The organism is Pontibacillus sp. ALD_SL1 (assembly GCF_017355605.1).
In genome coordinates, this window is the sequence record NZ_CP062974.1 from 1,549,485 (window position 1) to 1,572,051 (window position 22,567).

Sequence of the window (22,567 nt, forward strand, 5' to 3'; positions counted from 1 at the left end):
ATATAAGGGATCAAAACCAATTACATAAGGATGGACAACTATGAAAAAATTATGGAAAAACTTTGATTTCACTTTAATCTTTACACCGTTGATCTTAACAGCTTTTGGAGTCGTTATGATTTATAGTGCATCAATGGTTTATGCCGTTGCAAAGTGGGGATACTCTCCAGATCATTATCTGAACAAGCAATTAATTTGGTGTGGTTTAGGGTTGATTGCATTTATAACAACAATTAGTATACCCTATCAGAAGTATCAGAAATGGATGCCGTTAATCTTGATCGGCGTTGCCATATTGCTTGCGTTAGTCTGGTCTCCGCTTGGGGATTATGTAAATGGTGCTTATTCCTGGCTGGTATTAGGTCCTATCCGAGTTCAGCCGGCAGAGTTAGCGAAGGTAGGCTTAATTATGTACCTTGCCTCCGCACTCGCCAAAAAGCAAGATCGGTTATCGAGCTTTAGAAGAGGTGTTATACCACCATTATTTATTACGTTCCTAATTCTTGGGTTGATCATCTGGCAACCGGATGTGGGGACGGCTTCCATCATCGCGCTCATTGCAGCAACAATTTTTTTGAGTGCTGGTATTCACCCGAAAATAATAAGCATGTTAGCGGTTCTTGGTGGAGCTTTGATTACCATCTTCATATTAACGTCCGTTGTGACGGATTCAGAGCGTGTAGCTCGTTTTACAGGAGCTTATGAACCCTTTTCAGATCCGGCTGATGATGGTTATCATTTAATACAGTCGTATATTGCGATTGGGACAGGTGGTATAAGTGGTGATGGTCTTGGACAAGGTGTTCAAAAACTAGGTTATCTGCTTGAACCACATACAGATTTTATTATGGCAGTAATCGCTGAAGAGTTAGGTTTATTAGGTGTATTACTCGGTATCGGACTTTTGACAGTCATCGTTCTTCGAGGATTGTTTATCGCAAGACAGTGTAAAGATGCATTCGGGAGTCTTTTGGCAATTGGGATTTCCTCAATGGTTGGTATTCAAACAATTATTAACCTGGGGGCTGTAAGTGGCCTTCTTCCTATAACGGGGGTACCATTGCCATTTTTAAGTTATGGAGGTTCTTCTTTAGTGGTCTTATTGGCCTCTATGGGGATTTTAAATAATATAGCTAGACAGGTGCGTCTAGAAGACCAGCCGAAGGTTTACAACAAGAATGTCACTGATGAGGACAGGTCTAGTACAAATGCGCCTACAATACAGCAACAAAGAAAAGCTAGGGGAGGAAGACAATGGGTGAACGAAAGAAGATCAATAAGGTATTAGTTGCCAATCGAGGCGAAATTGCTATAAGAGTATTTCGTGCATGTACAGAACTTGATATAAGAACAGTAGCGGTGTATTCAAAGGAAGACAGCGGTTCTTATCATCGTTATAAAGCCGATGAGGCTTACATTGTTGGTGAAGGAAAGAAGCCAATTGACGCCTATCTGGATATTGAAGGAATTATTGAAATAGCGAAGAGTGTTGGTGTAGATGCCATCCACCCTGGTTATGGATTCTTATCTGAGAACATTCATTTTGCCAGAAGATGTGAAGAAGAGGGACTTACATTCATCGGGCCAACAAGTGAACATTTAAATATGTTTGGCGATAAGGTAAAAGCGAGATATCAAGCTGTTCAAGCAGACATTCCAGTTATTCCTGGAACAGATGGACCTGTAGCAGATATCGAAGAAGTAAAAGCCTTCGGTCGAAAACATGGTTATCCAATCATGATTAAAGCAGCCCTTGGTGGTGGCGGACGTGGAATGCGCATCGTTCGTAGTGAGGCTGCCCTCCAGGATGGATATGATCGTGCCAAATCGGAAGCGAAAGCGGCATTTGGTAACGATGATGTTTACGTTGAGAAGTTAGTTGAAAATCCAAAACATATTGAAGTCCAGATTTTAGGGGACGCCGATGGTAATGTCGTGCATTTATATGAACGAGATTGTTCGGTTCAAAGACGTCACCAAAAGGTTGTGGAGGTCGCTCCTAGCGTTTCCTTACATAACGATATCCGTGAACAGATGTGTGAAGCTGCTGTTAAATTAATGAACAATGTCACGTACTTAAATGCAGGAACAGTTGAGTTTCTTGTTTCAGGGGATGAATTCTATTTCATCGAAGTAAACCCCCGTGTCCAGGTAGAACACACGATTACGGAATTAATTACCGGTATTGATATTGTGCAAGCTCAAATTATGATTGCTGAAGGATATAACTTGTTTGATAAGCCAATTAGTATTCCTAAGCAAGAAGATATTCGTACACATGGCTTTGCCATTCAATCTCGTGTAACAACAGAAGATCCTCTTAATAACTTTATGCCTGATACAGGGAAGATTATGGCGTACCGATCTGGAGGTGGATTTGGAGTTCGTTTAGATGCAGGAAATGGGTTTCAAGGTGCTGTCATCTCACCTTATTACGATTCATTGCTTGTGAAGGTTTCTACATGGGCACTGAGTTTCGATCAGGCCGCTCATAAGATGGTGCGTAACTTGCGAGAATTCAGGATAAGAGGGATTAAAACAAATATTCCTTTCCTTGAGAATGTTATTCTGCACAATAATTTCTTGTCAGGGGAGTACAATACAACCTTTATTGACCAGTCACCTGAGTTATTTGTATTCCCGAAAAGGAAAGACAGAGGGACAAAAATGCTCTCCTATATTGGAGCTACAACGGTTAATGGTTTTGAAGGAACTTCTCACAGGAAGAAACCTGCTTTGCCTAAACCTAGAGAGCCAGTAGTGAAACATTCTGAACCTATTCCGGCTGGCACAAAACAATTACTTGATGAACAAGGGCCAGAAGCAGTGGCTGAATGGCTAAAGAATAGAAAAGAAGTATTATATACGGATACTACCTTCAGAGATGCCCATCAGTCTTTATTAGCTACTCGTGTTAGGGGTAAGGACTTGGAGCATATTGCAGAACCTACAGCACGATTACTCCCTAATCTATTTTCTGTAGAGATGTGGGGAGGAGCAACCTTTGATGTATCCTACCGATTCTTGAAGGAAGATCCTTGGAAGCGCTTGTTGACTATGCGTGAGAAAATGCCGAATATGTTATTCCAAATGCTACTTCGTGCTAGTAACGCGGTTGGGTATAAGAACTATCCTGACAATGTAATTAAGGAATTCGTTGAAAAGAGTGCTCAAGCAGGCATTGATGTCTTCCGTATCTTTGACAGCTTAAACTGGGTGGAAGGAATGAAGTTAGCTATTGAAGCTGTTAGAGACACAGGGAAAATCGCTGAAGCTGCTATGTGTTATACAGGAGACATTTTAGATCCATCCCGTCCTAAATATGACTTGGCTTACTATACGAATTTAGCCAAAGAACTAGAAGATGCTGGCGCCCATATCTTAGCTATTAAGGATATGGCAGGAGTTATGAAGCCTGAAGCAGCATATCAATTAGTCTCAGCGTTAAAAGAGACGATAAATATACCGATTCACCTTCATACCCATGATACAAGTGGAAATGGAATCTTCACTTACGCACGTGCTATAGAAGCGGGTGTAGATGTAGTTGACGTTGCTGCAAGTACGATGGCTGGTTTAACTTCTCAACCAAGTGCGAGTAGTCTATATTACGCTTTAGAGGGTAATGAGAGAAAGCCAAATGTTGATGTGCAAGCTTACGAAGAACTGGGGCACTACTGGCATGATATTCGAAAGTATTATCAAGATTTCGAAAGTGGCATGATGGCACCCCACTCAGAAGTTTATCAACACGAAATGCCAGGCGGACAATACAGTAACCTTCAACAGCAAGCAAAGGCTGTTGGGCTTGAATCACGTTGGGACGAAGTGAAACATATGTATCGCAGAGTAAATGATATGTTTGGTGATATTGTTAAAGTAACTCCTTCTTCCAAGGTAGTTGGAGATATGGCACTCTTTATGGTACAGAATGATCTAACTGAAGATGATGTTTATGAAAAAGGTGAATCGATTGATTTTCCTGATTCTGTCCTTGAATTCTTCCAAGGGTATTTAGGCCAACCATACCAAGGCTTCCCTCAAGAGCTTCAACGCATTATTCTAAAAGGGAAGGAACCTTTATCCGTTCGTCCGGGTGAACTACTAGAACCTGTTGATTTTAAAGACCTAAAAGAAAACCTCTTCCAAAAACTAGATCGTCAGGTGACGAGTTTTGATATGATTAGCTATGCACTTTATCCAAAGGTGTTTATGGATTATCATCAATTCTATGAGCAATACGGGGACATGTCTGTGTTAGATACATTGACATTCTTCTATGGAATGCGTCTTGGCGAAGAAATTGAAGTAGAGATCGAACAAGGGAAAACGTTAATTGTTAAACTTGTTTCTATTGGTGAAGCACAGCCAGATGCTACAAGAGTGGTTTACTTTGAATTGAATGGCCAACCTCGCGAAGTCGTTATCAAAGACCAAAATATTAAAGCATCTGTAGAGGCACGTCCTCAAGTGGATAAGCAAAATCCAAAACACATAGGGGCTACGATGCCTGGTACAGTTGTAAGTGTTATCTCGAATAAAGGTGAAACGGTTAATAAAGGAGACCATCTTATGATTACTGAAGCGATGAAGATGGAAACTACGGTTCAGGCACCATTTGATGGGAAAATCAAAGACATTTACGTTAAAAATGGAGAAGCAATTCATGTAGGTGATTTGTTAATCGAGTTCGAATAACGTGGTACACAGTGAAGACTAGCATTCAAAGCGCTTAGAGCCAAATACTCTAAGCGCTTTTTATGGGTGATTCTAGAGTGAATTCAGGTATAATCAATATCAAGGAGGGGTACAATGGCTGTATTTTATCCATATTTCTTTTGTGATGATGCAAGGGAGCAAGCAGATTTTTATACGTATGCGTTAGATGGAGAAGTTGTAAGCATTCAGACGTTTGAAGAGGCACCTGATATGCCAAGTGAGATAAAGGACAATGTGATGCATCTTGCGCTCAAAGCGAAAGGACAGCACTTCTTTATGGCGGATCGAATAGAAGGGAAAACGATCTCCGGAAATCAAATGGACCTTACGCTTGAATTTAAGGAAGAAGAAGAGGCTAGGGAAGTATTTAGGAGGCTTTCTGAAGAAGGACGTGTGTTTATGCCTTTTGAGAAAATGTTTTGGGGAGCTATGTTTGGAAGGCTAGAAGACCGTTTTGGCGTACGTTGGCAAATTGTCACAGAACATTAAAAAGACCGTAGAGAGATCTCTCTATGGTCTTTTTCGTTCCAACTAATTATTATTTTTAGTTTTATCATATTTTGCACTTCTAGAAGATAACAAAATAAAGTAAGTTAACAAGCTAAAGAAGCATGCTATCACGAGGGCGTGTAAAAGGGCAATAAACAGATTAAGTTGTGTAACAATTATCATTGCGCCTAAGAACACCTGAAGAGCCATAAGAAGAAATGCAAGATTCCAGCCTGTTCTCATTACTCCATTTGACTGATATTGCTTCCTAATTCTGACGAACAAATAAGCCGCCCAAACAAATATTAAACCAGCTGCTAAACGATGTCCCATTTGGACCCACTCATGCATATTAAAGGATCCAAGTTGCAAAGGGCTATTATTATCACAAAATGGCCAGCCAGTACATACGACGCTTGCTCCAACGTGACGAACAAGTGCTCCTGTATAAACCACCGCCAATGTGTAAATAGCTAAACTATAAAATTGAATGCGCAAACTTCGATCAATATAAAGAGAATCTGCATCAAATTTTCTATCAATCTCAAAAATCAATAGGGTTAATAAGAAAATGGACGCGAACGAAATCAATGAGATACCAAAATGCATTGCTAACACAAAATCTGATTGTCCAAATTTAACTGCAGCTGCTCCAATAAGCCCTTGAGCAACCAAGAAGAAAATAGATAAAAATGCAAGTAACTTTGTTTCTCGGATATGTCCTATATATCTCCATGCTAGGATGGATAACACTAATACAAATAATCCAACGCCTCCGGAAACAAGACGGTGAGCCATTTCTATAATAAGCTCTGGAGTAATGTTAGTTGGGATAATTTGACCATGACATAACGGCCAGCTTTTTCCACAACCCATACCTGACTCTGTTTTCGTTACTAGCGCCCCACCTATTAGGACAAATAGCATTCCAAGAGACGATAGAACGGAAAGCCATTTTAATAATTTAATCATTTCTCCACCTCTCTGTATATTTAGTGGAACATATCTATATTAATATAAACAAAAAAATAAGTGCAATTATCGAACGTAATGTTCACCAAATCGACACAAACTCTATGTTACCATGATTTTTAAAGTGTAGGAAATTATAAAGCGTTTGACTTGTGTAATACACATGTTTAGTAAGGGGGGAGAGGTTTGTCGGACAACTAGTAGGCTTCCTTTATCTCCGATCGATTAGTAATCATCAATTCTCATGAACTCCCAAGTGTTACCTTTACCTCACTTTAGTTCAGTTCAGCTTCTACGTTGCTAATTGGTCTATTAGGAATAGAATAGAATTAATTTTTCACAGCAAATGTCAAAAAAGTGCTTGCAATGTAAACGGTTGTTTGCTAGAAATAAATAGGGGATTTGTTCCGATACTTACAATTCTTACCCAACCATAAATGCTCTCTGCTCCTCATATGAAATCACGTCATCTATGTCTGATTATAGGGGTGTTCACAGATATTTCACAACTTAAAATATCTCTGATTAAATAGATAGAAAATCTATTCCATGATACAATAGGATGGAATGTTTAGAATCTGCACGTTCATAAAAGTTTTTTACAACACGCCCTCCTTTAAAATGTTAGGAGTTTGTTTATACTAAGTAGAATATGAACGAATTGTGAGGGAAGGTTGAAGGAGGAATACGAAGAGCGATGAACAATCCAAGAACTGTTGAGTCAACATCACAAGTGATGAATCGTTCAGCCAGAGATGAAACTACTTCATCCTTATGGGCTGACATCCTTTCTTTGATTAAGATAGGGATTATAAATTCAAACCTAATGACTGCATTTGCTGGCTTTTGGCTAGCGGTACATTTCACCGAGGCATCCTTTTTTGATCATTGGCAAGCATTCTTAATGTCTATGATCGGAATTACTTTTGTTATTGCTGGTGGTTGTATTATTAACAATTACTACGACCGGGATATAGATAAAGTAATGTCTCGTACCCAAAGCCGGCCAACGGTAACAGGAACAATATCATTAAAACACATCCTAATAATGGGTGTTAGTGTAACATCACTAGGACTACTCTTTTTACTATTTACCACGTGGGTAGCTGCTTTAATCGGTGCTTTTGGATGGTTTACCTATGTTGTTCTTTACACAATGTGGTCAAAAAGAAGGTACACATTAAACACGGTTATTGGTAGTTTTTCAGGTGCTGTTCCACCTTTAATAGGATGGGCAGCGATTGACCCTGGTTTACACCCAGTAGCGTGGGGATTATTTTTCGTCATGTTTATTTGGCAAACACCTCACTTCTTGGCCCTTGCCATGAAGAAAACAGAAGAGTATCGCAAGGCAGGCATACCAATGCTACCTGTCGTTCATGGATTCTCTATCACGAAACGCCAAATTGTAATATATACAGCATGTTTATTACCATTTCCATTTTATCTTCATTCTTTAGGGACAGTCTTCATGGTAATCGCCGCTTTACTTAGCGTCGGATGGTTTGCCATAGGGGTAGCAGGCTTCTTCATGAAGGATGATATGAAATGGGCAACATGGATGTTTGTTTACTCTTTAAACTATTTGACCATTCTATTTGTAGCGATGATTGTTGTTACATTGCCTAACCCTTTTTAAGTTGATCAGGAAAACTCTTAACGAGTTTTCCTGATTCTTAATAATAAAAATTTGCAATATTACAAAGAGAAAGAGAGGTATCTTTAATGAAAGGATGGATGGGAAAGTCTCGCGTTCTGTTCCTTTTTGGCATCATGTTGCTGACCTTGACCGGTTGTGGGCTGCCTAATCTGACAGCTCTAGAACCCAAGGGTGAAGGTGCGGATGTCATTTATGATCTTATGATGTTAAGCGTTATCATAATGGTCGTAGTAGGGGTCATAGTTATGGCGCTTTATTTCTTCGTTTTGATTCGCTATCGTCAGAAGGAGGACAATCAAGACTATATTCCGAAGCAAACAGAAGGGAACAAGTTTCTTGAACTGTTATGGACAGTGGTTCCAATTTTACTACTGATAGTTTTGGCTGTACCAACTGTTCAAAAGACATTTATGCTGGCTGATACAACTCCAGCAGAAGAGGACAAAGAAGATGCTGTTACGATTGAAGTGACAGGAAAACAGTATTGGTGGCATTATAATTATAACGGTCTTGAAGTTCAAGCTAGTCAAGATCTCTATATCCCTACTGGGGAACGCGTATACTTAAAATTAGCAGCTAGTGACGTTATCCACTCGTTCTGGGTGCCATCAATTTCAGGAAAGATGGACACAAACCCTGGTACTGGAAACGTCAATGAAATGTGGATTAATGCTTATGAAGAGGGCGTTTATTACGGTAAGTGTGCGGAGCTATGCGGTCCTTCACACTCTCTAATGAGCTTTAAAGTAGTAGCGGTTAGCCCTGAAGAGTTTGACCAATGGGTAGAAGAGATGAAAAACGTAAATCCTGACGCTACACCTGAATCTGAATCGGCCCAAGCCGGTAAAGAGTTATTTAATAGTAAAGGCTGTATCGCTTGTCATGCGATTGGATCTTCTCCAGCTGCAGCAGGACCTAATCTAACAAACTTTGGTTCTCGTGTGAAAATTGCTGGTATATTAGACAACAACAAGCAAAACCTTATTGATTGGCTACAACACCCAGAAGATATCAAACCAGGTAATAAGATGACAGGTAAATACGGGAATACTGATGCCGATAATCCGTTAACTTCAGAGGAAGCGGAACAACTGGCTGACTACTTACTACAGCTTAATCCTACAGAAATTACACCTGAGGATGCTGAAGCACAATAATAGAGAGAAAAGGGAGGTCGTAGCGTGAGTACAGCTACTGCGCAAAAGAAAGGCTTTGGCGCTACCCTATGGGATTACTTGACCACAGTGGATCACAAAAAAATTGCGATTCTTTATTTAGTCGCTGGTGGTATTTTCTTCCTTGCGGGTGGACTAGAAGCAATGCTGATTCGAATCCAGCTTGCTGTGCCTGACAATGATTTTGTCTCTGCTGGTCTTTATAACCAGCTGATTACGATGCACGGAACAACCATGATCTTCTTAGCTGCAATGCCATTAATCTTTGCATTGATGAACATTGCTGTTCCTTTACAGATCGGAGCGCGTGACGTTGCATTTCCATTTTTAAACTCATTAGGTTTTTGGCTCTTTTTCTTTGGAGGCGTTTTACTTAATGTTTCATGGTTTACAGGAGGTGCACCTGACGCAGGTTGGACAGCTTATGCACCATTGTCAACGACTTCACCAGGTCATGGTGTCGATTACTACGTAATGGGTCTTCAAATTTCTGGTGCAGGTACGCTAATTGGAGGAATTAACTTCCTGGTAACAATTGTAAACATGCGTGCGCCAGGTATGACATATATGCGTATGCCACTTTTCACGTGGACTGCATTTGTAACAAGTGTACTTATTCTTTTTGCATTCCCAGCTTTAACAGTTGGGCTGTTCCTTATGATGTTTGATCGTATGTTTGGTGCGAATTTCTTTGATCCTCAAATGGGAGGAAACCATGTCATTTGGGAACACTTATTCTGGATCTTTGGGCACCCAGAAGTATACATTTTGGTCTTGCCGATTTTTGGTTTGTTTAGTGATATAATTTCAACGTTCTCTAAAAAACGTTTATTTGGTTACTCTGCAATGGTTTTCGCTGTAGTCTTAATCGGCTTTTTAGGGTTCATGGTTTGGGCACACCATATGTTCACAACTGGTTTAGGTCCAGTAGCGAACTCTATTTTCGCTATTGCTACAATGGCTATTGCTGTCCCTACTGGTATTAAAATCTTTAACTGGATCTTTACTATGTGGGGCGGAAGCATTCGAATGACAACAGCGATGCTTTGGACTGTAGCGTTTATCCCATCCTTCACGCTTGGAGGATTTGGTGGGGTAATGCTTGCAGCAGCTGCTGCTGACTACCAGTACCATGATACGTATTTTGTTGTTGCGCACTTCCACTATGTAATTGTAGGTGGAGTAGTGTTCGGAGTATTCGCAGGTCTGCACTATTGGTGGCCTAAATTCTTCGGAACGATGTTAAGCGAGAAATTAGGAAAGCTTGCATTCTGGCCGTTCTTTATAGGATTCCATTTAACATTCTTTATTCAGCACTTCCTAGGTTTAATGGGAATGCCTCGTCGTTATTGGAAGTTCTTGCCGAACCAGGATCTCGATTTAGGAAACTTAGTAAGTACAATTGGTGCCTTCTTAATGGCCATTGGTGCTGTCATTTTCCTTATCAACGTAATCGTAACGTCTGTGAAAGGTGAGAAAGTTAGCGGTGACCCTTGGGATGGTCGTACACTAGAATGGTCTATTCCATCACCACCACCGTTTTATAACTTCACGCAAACACCGCTTGTACGTGGACTTGATCCGTTATGGATTGAAAAGCGTCAAGGTAATGGAAAAATGACTCCAGCAGAACCTCTTGGAGATATTCACATGCCGAATAATTCCTTTATTCCGTTTGTAATGTCCCTTGGTCTATTTATTGCTGGTTTCGGTTTCATTTACCAAGTTGATGACAAGAACTGGTTAATCGTAGGTATCGCCGGTATGCTCATAACTCTTGGATCTATGTTCGTAAGATCTGTTAAAGATGACCTCGGCTATCACATTCATAAAGAAGACCTAGAAAAGGGGGCTGGTTCTGAATGAGTAGCGATCAACTACAAAGACTAAAACCAGGGCAAAGCCCGCACGAACCTGAAAAAGCCACCCTCGAGGGGAAAAATAAATTCTTAGGGTTTTGGTTTTTCCTAGGAGGAGAAACAGTATTATTTGCAAGTTTGTTCGGAACGTATTTAGCTTTAAACGGACCTGAGTCTAACACGAATGGCCCAGGTCCAGCAGAATTATTTGGTCTTGAACTCGTCTTTATTATGACGGTTATTCTATTGACCAGCTCATTAACAAGTGTTTATGCGATTTACCATATGAAAAATTTAGACTTTGGTAAGATGCAATTATGGCTAGGGATTACGGTTGCTCTAGGTTTAACGTTCCTTGGCTTAGAAATTTACGAGTTTTACGAGTATATTATGCATGAAGAGCATACTTTTACATCTGATGCTTTTGGTTCTGCATTCTATGCTCTCGTTGGTTTCCATGGAGGGCACGTACTGTTTGGGCTACTATGGATCGTTACGCTTATGGTACGTAACTCTAAACGAGGCCTTAACTTATACAATGCACCGAAGTTTTACATTGCAAGCTTGTACTGGCACTTTATCGATGTTGTTTGGGTATTCATCTTTACGGTAGTATACCTAATGGGAAAATTGGGGGGCTAATTTATGGCGAAAAACACCAATTCCACTAGCTATGAGTTTTATAAACAAAAAAACAAAGAAGAAATGAAGTACCAACTCATTACGTTTGCTTTAATGATTATCTTTACGCTCGTTTCGTTTGGAATGGTTATTGCGGAATATAATCCAATGTTTACGATACCAGTCATTATTCTGCTAGCGTGCGTACAAGTTGGGTTCCAGCTTTACTACTTTATGCATATGAGCCACAAAGGACACGGCTTACCAGCGCTATTTTTATACTCTGGAATATTTGTAGCACTTCTAACGGTCCTAGCAATGGTTACAATTGTTTGGTGGTAAAGAAAAGGAGGTTGGAGAGGGGATTCCTCTCCAACTTTTTTTATTTTTTGAAATTAGAAATTTGTCAAACACTTGTCACTCTTCTGTGAGGAACGACGTGGGTTTTCGGTGAAAAATACGGTATAATGGTAATAGGTTGTACACCTAAGACAGATACATGGAGTGAGATAAATGTGGTTAGAAATACAAATATTTGGTTTTAGAGCTCTGTGGAGTCCTTATTACTTCTTGTTTGTCGTAACTTTGGGCGTGTTGTATTTTCTGCTAACAGGTCCATTAAGGAAGCGTTTTGGACAATATGAAAAGCCTACTAATGCGCAACAAGTCATGTTTTATACAGGTTTAGTACTTCTTTATATTATTAAAGGTTCTCCTGTAGATTTATTAGGACATATTTTATTTACAGCACATATGTTGCAAATGGCTTTATATTATTTATTGTTTCCCATCTTAATTATCAAAGGGTTACCTTCATGGATATGGGAGAAGTTATTCTCTGTTCCAATTTTGAAAAATGTACTGTATCTTTTAGCAAAGCCACTTATTGCTTTGCTGCTATTTAATGGGTTGTTCTCTTTATATCACATACCTGTCGTATTTGATTTTACTAAATCAAATACAATGGCACATGCGGTCGTTACGACGGTTATACTTGTGACTGCATTTCTAGTTTGGCTACCTATTTTTGCACCGTTAGAAAAATTAGATACGTTGTCACCATTACTAAAAATTGGTTTCATCTTTGCTAATGGAGTCTTAATAACACCAGCTTGTGGTCTTATTATTTTTGCGGAGACTTCTCTGTATAGCACATATAGCGATCCTTCGTCTTGGGCTGAAGCTATGAAGCTTTGTGTTCCACCTGGTGTGTTAGAAGGACTATCCTTAGGTGGTCCTGAGATTTTTTCACCAATGTCTGTTCGTGAAGATCAAGCTACAGGCGGTATTATTATGAAAATAACACAAGAAATTGTATATGGAACGATTCTGGCGATCATCTTCTTCTCTTGGTTTAATAAAGAGAGTACCAACATTGATCCGTTACCAAGTGAGTCGAACTAAGTGTAACTCCTCTTCGAGAGAGAGGAGTTTTTTCTTACATAATAGAGAATTGTTTTATTAGAGGAGTATGGGGGGAATCGATGATGTTACCAGTTTTACCTACGATTAGCACAGCCTTTATCGTAATCAGTGCGATTTTTATCGCTATTGGCTGGGTGCTCATTGCGAAGGGTAATGTTGTGGCGCACAAGAGAGTTATGATTGCAGGAGCAGTAAGTGCGCTTACATTTTTTATTATCTATCTTTCAAGAACGATTTTTGTGGGCAACACTAGCTTTGGAGGACCAGATGATATAAAAATCTACTATACGCTGTTTTTGATTTTCCATATCATTTTGGCCACAACTGGTGGAGTTTTTGGTATTGTTACACTCGTTTTAGCCTTTAAACGGAACATTACTAAACACCGCAAACTTGGACCAATTACAAGCGTAATTTGGTTCTTTACTGCAATAACAGGGGTTGCCGTATACTTGCTTCTTTATGTCATTTATAGTGGTGGAGAAACAACCAGCATGTTAAAAGCTATCCTTGGTTTTTAGTGGGTACCTTCTATCTATTATTAAATAGGTAGAAGGTTTTTTATGTTAGAAGACATAGGTTTCTTTGATAAAGGCAGTTGACCATAAACGTAGCGGTCCTTTCCTGGTGAAGTACCTTAACATAGAGTATTCCATATAAGAAGTCTTATGTAGAAGAGGTTAAACAACATCAACAAACATGAAACGAGCGTTAATTTAAAAAAGAAAAGTAGGTAAGGCTAGGTCTCTGTTTAAAATAATATGAGTAAAAGGCAAGTGATTTGGTTTAACTTATTGAGATAAAAGGTAAGTGTAGTAAAGGAAGAAGCAGTTACATACATAATGGACCTGAATGATTTCCGATTACTTTTAAATGAAAGGTGGCTACACAATGAATATAGAAAATCAGCGTTTAATGATGACGCCTATAACGATCTCACAGGCTCAGCAGCTGATGGTTAGCCCAGAGAGCTACCCAGACTGGCTCAGTGTTAAATACGATTCTTTATGGCCGGATGATGGGCTAAAGGCAATGCTCCCTATTTATGTAGAAGCTCTAGAAAACGATCGTGATGAATATGGATTTGGTCCTTGGATCATTTTACATAAACATAAAGATATGGTCATAGGTGATATAGGCTTTAAAGGGAAGCCTATTGATGGGGTGGTGGAAATTGGATATTTCATCTCCAATATTCATCGTAATCAAGGGTACGCAAAGGAAGCGATAGATTCTATGGTTAACTGGGCGTTTTCTCAAGAAGGAGTAGATACGATTGCAGCGACATGTACAGCGCAAAACGTTCCTTCTTGTAAGGTACTTGAAGCAAATGGATTTAAACGTACAGGCGAAGAAGATGGTTTGATTGTTTTTGAAACTCATAAAAAAACCTCTTGGCAAAAATAGAAAATATAAAAAGGTGTTATGGCTCTTACTAAAGCGCCATAACACCTTTTTATTTATATCTTATAGTTAAACTTAATGATTCCAGCTTCTTTCGCTGAATTAAAGGCAATTACAATGAAAGGACCAATAAAGAAACCTAATACACCAATTAGTTTTAATCCAAGGTACATCGCAATCAGTGTAGCTAAAGGAGAGAGGCCAATGTGACGTCCCATAACTTTTGGTTCTACAGTTCGTCGAATTGCTAAAAGGACAATAGCTAATATAGAAAGCTGTGTTCCCATAGCAATGTCACCGACAATAAAAGCGTAAAGCGCCCAAGGTCCAAGTACAGCAATGGAACCAATAATAGGGATAAAATCTATTGCCCAAATAATCAGAGACATAAGGATAGCAACTTTTGGAGAAATATAAAGCAATCCTATTAAGGATACGACAAAGATAATGATACTGACTAAAAATTGAGCTTTTAGAAATCCAAACACAACATAAGAAAGACGACTGTTCATAAAGCGTACTTTCTCAGCAGTCTTAGATGTCATATGATCGTAAGCTTTCGCTTTTAGCTTTGGTATCTCTAACATAAATAAGAACAGAGCGATTAAATACACTATGAAACTAACTAAATAGTTTGGAATTTCAGCCAGGAAATTCCCTATTTTCTTTAACTGGTCGTCCACTTTATATTCGCTTGTATATGTATCAAACTTATCTTTTAAAGTGCCACTCACTTCTTCAACAACAGTTGTCGGGAAGCGTTCAACAAATTGATTTGTGTCTTTTGCTCTCTCATCAAAGAAATCTTCCACTTGTTCAAAATAGACAGGAGCGTTGTTGGCAACGTTTATAACCTGTGTAACGGCTTTTGTTACTAATAGGGACCCTACTAGTCCCACAATAATTAAAAATGTAATGTAGACAATAATCACGGATAGTTTTCGCTTAAAGCGAAATTTGTACTGCAACCATCGTACCAATGGGTTTAAGAATAACGCTGTAAAGAATGCCAGTAAAAGTGGCAGGGATACAGGCAATATAAAATATGCCCCAATGATTAAGATAATGGTTAGGAAAATCAGGATCCAATGTTTTTTACTCATATAACGGAACAATTTGCTTTCAGAAGCTCCTTTCAATCAACACTCTCATAATGAAAATATAGCATGAACATATTCTTTTGAACAGTTAAAAAACTTAAATAGGATACATGTCTTATTGTAAACATACATACGATGGAACGAGAAGGGGGAGCGTCCATGTGGAAACAATTTAAAACCTTTGCTACAAAAGGAAATGTTCTTGACCTATCTATTGCTGTTGTCATTGGAGGAGCATTCGGGAAAATTATTGAGTCACTCGTAGACGACATTGTGATGCCTATTGTTGGTTTATTAATGGGTGGTGTAAACCTCCAAGCACTGCACATACAATTTACCTTAGGGAAAGGAACCGTATACATCCAGTATGGCGCATTCCTTCAGTCCGCAGTCGACTTTTTTATCATTACATTTGCTATTTTCTTATTTCTTAAAGTGATCTTAAAGCTTAAAGGGGAATCTAAAGGTCAAGTTCAGTTTCAGAAAGAAACGACGGATCAAATATTAGGTGATATAAGGGATATCATTAAAGAACAGACAGAAAATAAGGGAGGAGTAAAGAAAGCACCTATTATTCATATTCAAGAGCATAAGGAAAAGACTGCTAACGATTCTAATCGTTAACAGTCTATACCCTTAATTATTCTTCTGGTATTTTTCAAGCATCTCTTTCGCGCCGTCAAATTGATATTGATCAATTAGCTTCTTAGCGCGGTCAAGCAGGTGTTCATTTTGGAATTCGTCAATCATGTCTTTGACGCGATCTAATACTTTGTTACTTTTGTCTACAAGCGTATCAGGAAAATCTTCTCCGTCTCCGTATTCTACGCCGTGAGGATAATAGTGTTTGCCTAAGAGAGGAGTTAGCAGTTGCATAGTAGCATTATTTTTATCTACGTCTCCTTCTAGAGCATACCCTTGTACGCGTAGATAATAGGTTTCCCCTTTGGTAGCCGTGTTGATTTTATAATCGTAAGTTACTCGTTCGTAGTCCCATTGTCCGCCTCTGACAAATCCGGCTTTGTCCATTAAGTGGTCTAACTTTCTCAGTTCCACGATTGCGCCTTCGATACCTTTACCTTCAATTCTCATGTGTTTCCACCTCGCATCATGTCTTTATGTAAACGTGTTCTTACTTAATCATATAAAAAAGTCGCCCAACTTGCAATTATTTACCTATAAAAAGTAAGTTGACATTCATTTGTTTGTATTTCACCTATGTAAAATAATTGTCTTGGCGATATAAATCTTCCTTATACCCCTCTTATGCGGAAGACTCGAAGATGAGGCACTTTAATGTAGATAGGGCCGTTTTGTTTGTTGAGTGCTGGGGGAACGACTTGCTTTCCGCGGGCGGGCCCCACACGAGATGGGGTCGTTCGACGTTGGCTATTGACGTGACGGTTTTAGTCGAACTTCCTCTTTCTTTTTAAAGCCTCCTCGGGAAGACCACCCTTTTATTGAATAACTTATGATAAAAATCAAATCCCTCCATGTATCATGCAAGAAAAATTTAATTTAGGACACATTAAAGCGTGGGATGATTAATGAGGCATCCAAGAATACTACGAACGGAGGAGATTTGGATGAAATCAGTTCGAGATATTATGACAACAGATGTAGCATGTTGCACATCAGATGACACTCTTTATGAGGCAGCGGTTAAAATGAAGGAACGTAATGTAGGGTCAATTCCTGTATGTGATAATCAACAAAACCTTTTAGGGATGGTTACAGACCGTGACCTTGTTATTAGAGGTTATGCAGGAAAGCATGCGGGTTCAACAGCAATCAAAAAAGTTATGAGTGACCACATGGTTTCTGTAACACCGGAAACGTCCGTTACAGAAGCTGGAGATTTAATGGCAGATAAACAAATTCGTCGTTTGCCTATAGTTGAAAATGGGAAGCTTGTAGGTATTGTTTCTCTTGGAGATCTGTCATTAGATCAAAAATCCAATGAAGCAGCGGGTCATGCATTAGAAGAAATTTCTGAGCGTCCAGAACTTCATTAATACGTTTCTAAAGCCCCCTCTAAGGTAGAGGGGGCTTTTTTGTTCTATGATTTATATCATATTTTAGCTTGTTTGCTATTATACTAGACTATCAAGTATAAAGGGAGCGTGAAAGCTTGAAGAGAGCCCTTACAATTAGTTTCTTTTTATCACTTATCATTGGTGCGTATATAATAGGGTTTAGCGAAAATAAAGAGGAGCCACAAATATCCATAGCTCCGTCCTCAGAAATGAAAGGAAATAATGAGGAAAGCCTAGCAGTTCCAGTGCATACTTCTCTTGAAGTTAACGGTCAGATTTCTTCTATTCCTTTAAATGATCTCATTGGTAAAACGGCCAGAGAAATAGAATCTTTATTAGGAAAGGCCGAACGAAAGGATCCCACCCCTTATGGATATAAGTGGTGGATATATGGAGATGGTGAAAACTATTACCAAATTGGTATGAAGCAAAACAAAGTAGTATCTGTCTATGGTATTGGTCCCTCTTTGGTACTCGAATCTATTAAGATCGGACAAACAAGAAAAGAGATTGAAGGGATTCTGTCCTTGAAAGAGGAAGTCGAAGTAGTAACAGGAGAGGGATCTTTTCTTTTTACTTTAACAAATGAGGACTACATTCAACGACCCCTTGTTAAATTAGATGACTCTGTAGTTATGCAGTTGTACTTTGATTTCATTACAAACAAATTGTCATCTGTTCGTTTGTTAACAAATCATACTCTTCTTTTACACCGTCCTTACAACGTCTCTTATTCTGGGCAACTGCCTGAACTTCCTCTAATCATGGACGAAGATTGGACAGCAATTGAATATGGGATGGAGAAACAAATCCATGCAATATCAAACCAGATTCGCAGCCGGTTTGGTAAAGAAGGATTAGTGTGGGATGAATTAACTGCTGGGGTTGCTTTCAGACATAGTAAAGATATGTCTGTCCAGAATTATTTTTCCCATATCTCGCTTGATGGAGACGGTCTGGAAGAACGTTTACGAAAGAGTAAGATACAATATGCTTCAGCTGGAGAAAATATTGCAGCTCAGTACCCAGATGCCCCTTCAGTTGTAGAGGGATGGTTGAATAGTGAAGGACACAGGGAAGCATTATTGAATGAAAGCTACACACACCTTGGTGTAGGTGTGTATCGATACTATTATACTCAGAATTTTCTCGAACTACCCTACTAGGCAAATGCACATGACACTTCTGTCACTCATATACTACTTGTAAAGAAAGATCTAAATGTGAGGTGGTACAGAATGAGTTCAAACCTACATCCGTCTGTTGCGGAGTTTAAAGAATTTACTGGACGTTACCCCAAGTTAATCAAGCATGTTCGTGATAATCGAGAGAGTTGGCAACCTTACTACGAAAAGTGGGTACTATTAGGTGAAGATGACCCTTATTGGAATCAGTTTACCGAGGAAAATGAACAAGAAAAAGCAAGTAATCAAGAAACAGGTGGGAAAGAAGATAAAGATTCTACAAACAACAAAGAGATGATGGGCCAGTTTATGAATATGATTGAAAATGTGGATTTAAACAAAGTTCAAGGTCATATTCAACAATTAAATGGAGCCATATCAAATATACAAAATCTTGTAGGGCAGTTCCAAGAGATGAAGAAGACCACCCCTACTAAAGGAAACGCAACTAAAAAATCGCCATTTGGATTTGGGCGTGATTAAGGAGGGATTTTGTGCAACCAGGTGTTTATCAATATTTAAACAATCGACCTGATTTAATCAATTTTATTCGGCAAAATCCCAAATGGTACCGTAAAATCACGCGTGATCCTGGGGTTCTGCCTAACATGGAAGAGGAAGCAAAATATTTCTTTGGAAAAACGGCTTCTCAGAAAATGGAGAGAATGACGAATCAGTTACAAATGGTCCAAATGCTTATGCAAATGGCTCAGGCGATGAAAGAGTAAAAAAATGTTCATAAATATTTCGTTTTTCTAAAAGAATTTGGTAAAATAGCAAGTGGAGGTGATTTACTTGCTAGCTACTTCGGAGACAGTTGAAATTCTGGATCAAAGTGAACAGTTAGGAAAGTTGGTATCAGGTTCAGATGTATATGAAAGATACCTCCAAGCTAAACAAGATATGGAGCGGGATCGAGAGGCGCAGCGCCTGATTCGTGCTTTTCAAGATAGTAAAATACAGTATGAAGAGGTTGAGAGGTTCGGTCGATATCATCCTGATTACAACCAAATTATGAAGGCTGTACGTCAGAAAAAGCGTGATATGGATATGAATGACTATGTAGCCGCTTATAAGGTAGCCGAACGTGAACTTCAGAAGTTACTTGATGAACTTAGCCAAATCATTGCCGGAAGCATAAGTCCGCAAATTAAAGTTCCAAAAGACGGAGCGGTATTTCAAGATACAGGCGGCGGTTGTGGTTGCGGTAGTGGCGGCGGTTGTGGCTGCTCTTAACCAATATTACTGGAATCGAATACAGTCTATGCACATGTTTCCGCAACAAAACATTTTTTGCTGAGGAACAAGGAAGCGGACTCGATACACATATAGCGCCTCATGCTCTCTCACGAAGCTCATAGAGAGGGTGAGGCGTTTTCCTTTCATAGCAGAAGCCGCTGCCTTTTTAAGGCTTCTTTCAATCATCTTTCTTTCAACCTGGGGAGAAGAAGGTGTTACATATACAAAAGGAATCCCTGCAATAATCTTTTTATAGCATGTATGAGTGCACGGGTCTTGATTTAATGTCAACATGAATAGATGCTAGGCTTTTTCTACATCTGTCATTTTCATTACCCCCTGGTTATAAAAGATATTTATTCTGCGATTGAACCTTTTCGCAATATTTGCTAAACTAATTTAAAACCATTTATGAAAGAGGATGCCCTATGTTTACAAAGAGACAAGGATTGGTCATATGGTTCCAACATATGAAAAATATCCGCCAGATTAAACGTTATGGTCATTTAGTACATGCATCGAAAAAACATAAGTATGCTCTTTTATACGTCAATCAGGACGAAATAGAAGACGTTATGACTAAGCTTTCTAAACTTCATTATATACAGAAGGTAGAGCCTTCTTACAAGCCTTTTATTCGAACAGAATATGAAAATTCAAAACCGGATAAAGCAAAAGAATATGATTATAAATACGGCAGTATATAAAAAGAGCATGGGATGATGGTCCCGTGCTCTTTTTAATGCTCAACTCATAGGAGCAATGTAGCGGTTCATTCGAAGTATGCCTATAAGGTGCTGATAAAATAGTTCGCGCTCACCAAAAATATGACTAGGCTGAACCGTGAGTTCAATAATGTCCTTTTGAAGATCTTTAGCTAGACTTTGGAACAAATCGTATCGTTTATTAGGAATGTCGTGTGGATAAGGAATCCCTTCACGACAAATATAAAGCGGTTGAAAATCTCCTGGAGTTGTAGGTTTCATAACAACAACGAGGGAAGTGCGCTTTTCTTCTCCTGTGGTAGTGTGAAAGGCCATCAGATGTTGGATACGCTCAGGCATACATCTGCTTAATGTAAGTAATTCGTATAAATCGGAATACCCTTGACCTAGTTCAATAAAACGCTGAATCATATTGCCACCTCTTTCATGATCATCTCTTATGATACTGTAGCAAAAAATAAAGAGGATGGATAGATTTTATTGTATACCGCTTGAAATACTGAGGAGTTACAAACTATGATTAGGAAATCTTTACTTTACATAATCCCACTAATATTCTTACTGACACTCCTTACCTTATACCAGTGGAGTATGTATACGTATGGTGATCAAGAGGCTGATGCTAGTGCATCTTCCCCGAATGCAAATATACGAGTAACCCATGAAGGTGCTAGTGCTTATGTAGAACAGTCTTTTACAGATGTTAGAGAAGGGACTTATTCATTAAGAATTCCAGAAGGTATCAAGAACGTAGACTGTGTCTATGAGGAGGGGAAGCCATGTCTGTTAGAAAAATCCTCTACTATTGTTACAGTTTCCGCAAATAAAGAGCTTCACTTCACATATGAGCTACCTTTTGAAGATGAGGGTTGGGTTTCTGGAGTATGGTTCATTGGGCTAGAAAGAAGTGATTCCCTAGTGCCCATGGATATGGAAGTATCTGTTACAGAGAAACAACCTTCCAAATGGCTTTGGTTGAGCTCTTACTTAGAAGTTGCACAAATTAAAAAAGATCATATTGATTTTTATCAGTGGGAAGAAGGGAAAGTAGCTTACTTTCCACTTTATCCTATTGCAGCAGAAGGTTATACAGAACAGGAAAAAGGTCTTATCACGTATTACTCTAAAAATCGTTTACCTGAAAAGACTTTAGAGCAAATTCAAAATATGTATGAACAAGTATCTGACGAACCCCTTATCGTGATGGTAGGGAGTAAATCCAAACCATCTCGAAAAGGGTTTATACACGTTTCTTCACTGAACCTACACACTTTCAAAGAATCTTGGTATTACTCCCTACTTACTGCAGGTTCTAGTGTTCCTGAAGAGATGAACTGGCTAATAGATTCTGTAGTAGCTTATGCTGCTAACACAAGTCCTAATACGGAAAAAGGTAAGAAAATAAAAACGGCCTTAACAGAACAGTTAACAGAAAAAGAGAGTGAGAAGTTTTTAACGTCACTCTCAAAGGAAGAAGAAACTTCAATTCCAACCTACTTAGATAATATGCTCGGAAAAGTAAAAGGGCTCGAAACATCGTTCTTTCGAGAGAACATGTCTCTTGAGACGCCTTATATTCCTTTGTATTTTTATGAGACAAAAGAAATTGTCGTAAATAGTAATCCAGTAAAGGTTAGCTGGAGACCAATTAAGATTAATGGAGAACGTTTCTATCCTCTTGGAGGTTTAGCTACATTAATTGATATGGATGTAACAGGTATTCCTAGTGAAAATGTTTATATAGTAAAAAAAGCAGATGATACCTGGAGGTTCTCTCTTAATAAACAAACCTTTATTGAAAACGAAGAGTCATTCGGTATAGCTAGTGAGGTACTGATTCAAGTTAACAAAGATGTTTATATTCAAGAGCGCTATATGAAGGATCTATTAAGGCTAGATGTTCAAGAAGGGAATCAAGCTCTTTATATTAATGAATAAAAAAAGCCTGCAGACATTTGT

General features: G+C 38.9%; 21 protein-coding genes and 2 pseudogenes. 19 read left to right on the top strand and 4 right to left on the bottom strand.

Annotated features, from left to right (window positions below; translation table 11 throughout):
• Positions 1 to 40 precede the first annotated feature (40 nt).
• From ftsW to IMZ31_RS07830, 3 genes are all read left to right on the top strand, one after another.
• Positions 41 to 1,288, top strand: coding sequence for a putative lipid II flippase FtsW (ftsW, locus tag IMZ31_RS07820; RefSeq protein ID WP_207529978.1), 1,248 nt, complete (start codon positions 41 to 43; stop codon positions 1,286 to 1,288).
• Positions 1,255 to 4,698: a pyruvate carboxylase gene (gene pyc, locus IMZ31_RS07825; protein ID WP_207529979.1), complete on the top strand. Its 3,444-nt coding sequence runs from the start codon at positions 1,255 to 1,257 to the stop codon at positions 4,696 to 4,698. Before ftsW ends, pyc begins: the two co-directional genes overlap by 34 nt.
• Positions 4,699 to 4,812: 114 nt before the next feature.
• Positions 4,813 to 5,208 carry a VOC family protein gene (locus IMZ31_RS07830; protein ID WP_207529980.1) on the top strand — a complete coding sequence of 132 codons (396 nt, stop codon included), beginning with the start codon at positions 4,813 to 4,815 and terminating at the stop codon, positions 5,206 to 5,208.
• Between the two features lie 42 nt (positions 5,209 to 5,250).
• Here the strand turns inward: IMZ31_RS07830 and IMZ31_RS07835 are convergent, their stop codons facing one another.
• A complete protein-coding gene (locus IMZ31_RS07835) occupies positions 5,251 to 6,180 on the bottom strand; it encodes a COX15/CtaA family protein (protein ID WP_207529981.1) in 930 nt (309 codons plus the stop codon).
• Positions 6,181 to 6,877: 697 nt separating this feature from the next.
• On the opposite strand from IMZ31_RS07835, the gene cyoE reads away from it, so the two are divergent.
• The 8 genes from cyoE to IMZ31_RS07875 all read left to right on the top strand — a co-directional run bounded on the left by cyoE (position 6,878) and on the right by IMZ31_RS07875 (position 14,327).
• Positions 6,878 to 7,819 (top strand): heme o synthase, encoded by a 942-nt coding sequence (cyoE, locus tag IMZ31_RS07840; RefSeq protein ID WP_207529982.1) that lies wholly within the window; start codon positions 6,878 to 6,880, stop codon positions 7,817 to 7,819.
• A gap of 86 nt (positions 7,820 to 7,905) precedes the next feature.
• A complete protein-coding gene (gene coxB / locus IMZ31_RS07845) occupies positions 7,906 to 8,997 on the top strand; it encodes a cytochrome c oxidase subunit II (RefSeq protein WP_207529983.1) in 1,092 nt (363 codons plus the stop codon).
• Between the two features lie 24 nt (positions 8,998 to 9,021).
• Positions 9,022 to 10,881 (top strand): cytochrome c oxidase subunit I, encoded by a 1,860-nt coding sequence (ctaD, locus tag IMZ31_RS07850; RefSeq protein ID WP_207529984.1) that lies wholly within the window; start codon positions 9,022 to 9,024, stop codon positions 10,879 to 10,881.
• Positions 10,878 to 11,516 carry a cytochrome (ubi)quinol oxidase subunit III gene (locus tag IMZ31_RS07855; RefSeq protein ID WP_207529985.1) on the top strand — a complete coding sequence of 213 codons (639 nt, stop codon included), beginning with the start codon at positions 10,878 to 10,880 and terminating at the stop codon, positions 11,514 to 11,516. Before ctaD ends, IMZ31_RS07855 begins: the two co-directional genes overlap by 4 nt.
• Before the next feature lie 3 nt (positions 11,517 to 11,519).
• A complete protein-coding gene (ctaF, locus tag IMZ31_RS07860) occupies positions 11,520 to 11,837 on the top strand; it encodes a cytochrome c oxidase subunit IVB (RefSeq protein ID WP_207529986.1) in 318 nt (105 codons plus the stop codon).
• Positions 11,838 to 12,008: 171 nt separating this feature from the next.
• Positions 12,009 to 12,899: a cytochrome c oxidase assembly factor CtaG gene (gene ctaG / locus IMZ31_RS07865; protein ID WP_207529987.1), complete on the top strand. Its 891-nt coding sequence runs from the start codon at positions 12,009 to 12,011 to the stop codon at positions 12,897 to 12,899.
• A gap of 80 nt (positions 12,900 to 12,979) precedes the next feature.
• Entirely contained in the window at positions 12,980 to 13,441 is a 462-nt protein-coding gene (locus IMZ31_RS07870) for a DUF420 domain-containing protein (protein WP_207529988.1), read from the top strand.
• 370 nt (positions 13,442 to 13,811) lie between these two features.
• Entirely contained in the window at positions 13,812 to 14,327 is a 516-nt protein-coding gene (locus IMZ31_RS07875; protein ID WP_207529989.1) for a GNAT family N-acetyltransferase, read from the top strand.
• A gap of 53 nt (positions 14,328 to 14,380) precedes the next feature.
• Here the strand turns inward: IMZ31_RS07875 and ytvI are convergent, their stop codons facing one another.
• Positions 14,381 to 15,439 carry a sporulation integral membrane protein YtvI gene (gene ytvI / locus IMZ31_RS07880; RefSeq protein ID WP_207530342.1) on the bottom strand — a complete coding sequence of 353 codons (1,059 nt, stop codon included), beginning with the start codon at positions 15,437 to 15,439 and terminating at the stop codon, positions 14,381 to 14,383.
• A gap of 144 nt (positions 15,440 to 15,583) precedes the next feature.
• Between ytvI and mscL the strand changes: the two are divergent.
• A pseudogene (gene mscL, locus IMZ31_RS07885) lies at positions 15,584 to 15,964 on the top strand (large conductance mechanosensitive channel protein MscL); the annotation flags it as partial.
• Positions 15,965 to 16,150: 186 nt separating this feature from the next.
• Here mscL and IMZ31_RS07890 read toward each other — a convergent pair.
• A pseudogene (locus tag IMZ31_RS07890) lies at positions 16,151 to 16,516 on the bottom strand (YugN family protein); the annotation flags it as partial.
• Between the two features lie 494 nt (positions 16,517 to 17,010).
• Here IMZ31_RS07890 and IMZ31_RS07895 point away from each other — a divergent pair.
• The 6 genes from IMZ31_RS07895 to IMZ31_RS07920 all read left to right on the top strand — a co-directional run bounded on the left by IMZ31_RS07895 (position 17,011) and on the right by IMZ31_RS07920 (position 20,590).
• Positions 17,011 to 17,439, top strand: a complete 429-nt coding sequence (locus IMZ31_RS07895) for a CBS domain-containing protein (RefSeq protein WP_207529992.1) — start codon at positions 17,011 to 17,013, stop codon at positions 17,437 to 17,439.
• A gap of 116 nt (positions 17,440 to 17,555) precedes the next feature.
• Entirely contained in the window at positions 17,556 to 18,626 is a 1,071-nt protein-coding gene (locus IMZ31_RS07900) for a CAP domain-containing protein (protein WP_207529993.1), read from the top strand.
• Between the two features lie 72 nt (positions 18,627 to 18,698).
• Entirely contained in the window at positions 18,699 to 19,127 is a 429-nt protein-coding gene (locus IMZ31_RS07905) for a YlbD family protein (protein ID WP_207529994.1), read from the top strand.
• Between the two features lie 11 nt (positions 19,128 to 19,138).
• Positions 19,139 to 19,372: a YlbE-like family protein gene (locus IMZ31_RS07910; RefSeq protein WP_188654884.1), complete on the top strand. Its 234-nt coding sequence runs from the start codon at positions 19,139 to 19,141 to the stop codon at positions 19,370 to 19,372.
• 67 nt (positions 19,373 to 19,439) lie between these two features.
• On the top strand, positions 19,440 to 19,880 hold the full coding sequence (locus IMZ31_RS07915; RefSeq protein WP_207529995.1) for a YlbF/YmcA family competence regulator: 441 nt from the start codon (positions 19,440 to 19,442) through the stop codon (positions 19,878 to 19,880).
• A 431-nt stretch (positions 19,881 to 20,311) separates the two neighbouring features.
• A complete protein-coding gene (locus IMZ31_RS07920; protein ID WP_036780847.1) occupies positions 20,312 to 20,590 on the top strand; it encodes a YlbG family protein in 279 nt (92 codons plus the stop codon).
• A 39-nt stretch (positions 20,591 to 20,629) separates the two neighbouring features.
• On the opposite strand, the gene IMZ31_RS07925 is transcribed toward IMZ31_RS07920, so the two are convergent.
• Positions 20,630 to 21,019 carry a DUF7147 family protein gene (locus IMZ31_RS07925; protein WP_207529996.1) on the bottom strand — a complete coding sequence of 130 codons (390 nt, stop codon included), beginning with the start codon at positions 21,017 to 21,019 and terminating at the stop codon, positions 20,630 to 20,632.
• A 105-nt stretch (positions 21,020 to 21,124) separates the two neighbouring features.
• On the opposite strand from IMZ31_RS07925, the gene IMZ31_RS07930 reads away from it, so the two are divergent.
• Complete coding sequence (locus tag IMZ31_RS07930) at positions 21,125 to 22,546, top strand: stalk domain-containing protein (protein WP_207529997.1); 1,422 nt, start codon at positions 21,125 to 21,127, stop codon at positions 22,544 to 22,546.
• Positions 22,547 to 22,567 lie beyond the last annotated feature (21 nt).